Below are 2,792 nucleotides of genomic sequence, written 5' to 3'. Positions count from 1 at the left end.
ACATGTGGCAGCAACGCTCGTGGGTGGCGAAGCTCACGGAAGCCTTCCTCAGCCCCTGGCGCCCAATGTTCTGATCACACAAACACGGCGATGGCCGCGTTGACGAACGTGAGTCCAAAGATCGTGAAGAACATGGCGTTGCTGACCTGCTCCTTCGAGCGCTGAGCCAACACGCAACCAAAGATCACCAGGAGCACGACGAGCTTGATCCCGACTTTCATGTGGTTCACATCTGCGTCGCGCATCTCGTTCACAGCGACCAGCATGAGTCCGCTGACAAGCATCGTTAATGTTCCATGCCACATCGCCGGGTTGATGGAACGCACCGGCCCTTTCAACTGCACGAAAGCGCCACCAAACAGCGCCGCGAAACCGACCAGGTGCAACAACAGCAGCACATCACGCAAGAACTCCATGGCCCGGACCCTAACAGCTTGTTCGCAGGTAGAGGAATCCATCGACGTCGACAGCAACGAGCTTGGTAATGAGCCGTGACTGTGCAAGAGTTAAGGCATGTTCACTTTGATTGCATACCTCATCGTCGGTGCCGTTGCCGGAGCTATTGCCAAGGCACTCGTGCCCGGCGAACAGGGTGGCGGATTCTTCATGACCGCACTGCTCGGCATCGTCGGCGCCTTCGTTGGAGGGCTGCTCGGCCAGTTCGCCTTCGGCGATAAGTTCGACAAGATCTGGTCGTTCAGCGGCCTGGTCACCGCCATCATTGGTGCCGTCGTCGTCCTGCTCGTCTACGGCTTCCTCACCAAGAAGAAGGCCTGATCACTAGACTTCTACAACACCACTTTGGGCGGCCACTTCGGTGGCCGCCCAAAGTGCGTCTTAGGAGTGTTTACCCACCGTCGGGCGAGCCTCACTCCCACTCGATGGTGCCCGGGGGCTTGCTGGTTACGTCCAACACCACGCGGTTGATCTCTGCGCACTCGTTGGTGATGCGCGTCGAAATCTTCTCCAGCAGCTCGTAGGGGATGCGCGCCCAGTCGGCCGTCATCGCATCCTCGCTGGTCACCGGGCGCAGCACAATGGGGTGCCCGTAGGTGCGGCTGTCACCCTGCACGCCGACGGAGCGCACGTCGGCCAGCAGCACGACGGGGAACTGCCAGATGTCGCGCTCCAGTTTCGCCGCCTTCAGCTCCTCACGGGCGATCAGATCAGCTTTGCGCAGAATATCGAGGCGCTCTGCGGTAACTTCACCGACGATGCGAATCGCGAGGCCAGGGCCGGGGAACGGATGGCGCCAGACCATCTCGTCGGGGAGCCCGAGCTGACTGCCCACCGCACGTACCTCGTCTTTAAACATATTGCGCAGCGGCTCGATGAGCGTGAACTGGAGATCGTCGGGAAGTCCGCCGACGTTGTGGTGACTCTTGATGTTCGCCGCGCCCTCGCCGCCGCCGGATTCCACCACGTCGGGGTACAGCGTGCCCTGCACAAGGAACTCGATGCCGCGTTCGCCAGCAAGATCTGCGGCGATGGCCTCGAAGGTGCGGATGAACTCCCGACCGATAATTTTGCGCTTCTGTTCGGGGTCGCTCACGCCGGCCAGGGCATCGAGGAAGCGTTTGCGCTCGTCGGCGACGATCAGGTCGACGCCCGTCACGCGGACGAAATCTTCCTTCACCTGCTGCGCTTCGCCTGCGCGCAGGAGACCGTGGTCGACGAACACGCAGGTGAGCTGCGAGCCGATGGCGCGCTGCACGAGCGCCGCCGCGACCGCGGAGTCGACGCCTCCGGACAGCGCGCAGAGCACGCGCTTGTCGCCCACCTGCTCCTGAATGGCCGTGATGGCGTCGGACACCATCGTCTCCGCCGTCCAGGATGGGCGGATGTCAGCGATCTTGTACAGGAAGTGCTCGATGACCTGCTGCCCCCACTGTGAGTGCATCACCTCGGGGTGCCACTGCACACCGGCGAGGCGGCGAGCCTTGTGCTCGAACGCAGCGACGGGGGCGCCGGCCGTGCGGGCCAGCACCACGAATCCCTTGGGCGCCTTCGATACCGTGTCTCCGTGACTCATCCACACATTGATGGTGTTCGGGATGGAATCCAGCAGGCAGCCGTTGTTTTGGATGGCGAGTGCCGAACGGCCGTATTCGCGGGTGCCCGTTTCCGCGACGGTGCCCCCCAGCGCCTTCGCCATGGCCTGGAAGCCGTAGCAAATACCGAAGACGGGGATGCCGGCGTCGAAGAGCGCCGGATCTACCTGCGGGGCGCCGTCGGCGTACACCGACGAGGGTCCGCCTGAGAGGATGATGGCGGCAGGCTTCTTCGCGACGAGCTCGTCGACGGAAAGCTTCGAGCTGACGATCTCTGAGTACACACGAGCTTCACGCACCCGACGCGCGATGAGCTGCGCGTACTGGGCGCCGTAGTCGACGACCAATACCCGTTCGTGATTGACGATCATGCGAAGGAGTCTAGTGCCCTGAGGCCGCTGGGAATAACCGCGGGTGCAGAGGCGTTGAGGGCGGTATGAACATCTACTCCGACGTGACCGCACTGGTAGGTCGCACGCCGCTAGTCAAGCTCAACCGCATCGCGGGCGACAACGCCACCGTCGCCGCCAAGCTGGAGTTCTACAACCCAGCCAATTCTGTGAAAGACCGCATCGCCGTCGCCATCCTCGACGCTGCCGCCGCCTCCGGTGAGCTGCAGCCGGGAGGCACCATCGTGGAGGCCACGTCGGGCAATACCGGCATCGGCCTGGCGTTCGCCGGCGCCGCGCGCGGCTACAACGTCGTGCTCACCATGCCGGAAACCATGAGCAAGGAGCGCCG

4 protein-coding genes are annotated in these 2,792 nt (G+C 63.0%); 2 read left to right on the top strand and 2 right to left on the bottom strand.

Going from position 1 to position 2,792, the window contains the following annotated elements:
* Positions 1–74 precede the first annotated feature (74 nt).
* Complete coding sequence (locus tag Q0X61_RS13230) at positions 75–416, bottom strand: hypothetical protein (protein ID WP_297743358.1); 342 nt, start codon at positions 414–416, stop codon at positions 75–77.
* Between the two features lie 97 nt (positions 417–513).
* Here Q0X61_RS13230 and Q0X61_RS13225 point away from each other — a divergent pair, with 97 nt between their 5' ends.
* Positions 514–777: a GlsB/YeaQ/YmgE family stress response membrane protein gene (locus Q0X61_RS13225; RefSeq protein WP_297743356.1), complete on the top strand. Its 264-nt coding sequence runs from the start codon at positions 514–516 to the stop codon at positions 775–777.
* 91 nt (positions 778–868) lie between these two features.
* On the opposite strand, the gene guaA is transcribed toward Q0X61_RS13225, so the two are convergent.
* Complete coding sequence (guaA, locus tag Q0X61_RS13220; protein ID WP_297743354.1) at positions 869–2,422, bottom strand: glutamine-hydrolyzing GMP synthase; 1,554 nt, start codon at positions 2,420–2,422, stop codon at positions 869–871.
* 65 nt (positions 2,423–2,487) lie between these two features.
* On the opposite strand from guaA, the gene Q0X61_RS13215 reads away from it, so the two are divergent.
* Positions 2,488–2,792: pyridoxal-phosphate dependent enzyme (locus tag Q0X61_RS13215; protein ID WP_297743353.1), on the top strand; the 305-nt coding region annotated here is incomplete at its 3' end.

Source organism: uncultured Tessaracoccus sp. (genome assembly GCF_947255005.1).
Taxonomy (GTDB): domain Bacteria; phylum Actinomycetota; class Actinomycetes; order Propionibacteriales; family Propionibacteriaceae; genus Arachnia.
The sequence above is the reverse complement of the archived record's forward strand: the minus strand, read 5'-3'. Positions and strand labels throughout refer to the sequence as shown.

Bases quoted from the DNA above. Each gene is read 5' to 3' on its own strand.
- Q0X61_RS13230 (WP_297743358.1), bottom strand. From the start codon at position 416: ATGGAGTTCTTGCGTGATGTGCTGCTGTTGTTGCACCTGGTCGGTTTC.
- Q0X61_RS13225 (WP_297743356.1), top strand. From the start codon at position 514: ATGTTCACTTTGATTGCATACCTCATCGTCGGTGCCGTTGCCGGAGCT.
- guaA (WP_297743354.1), bottom strand. From the start codon at position 2,422: ATGATCGTCAATCACGAACGGGTATTGGTCGTCGACTACGGCGCCCAG.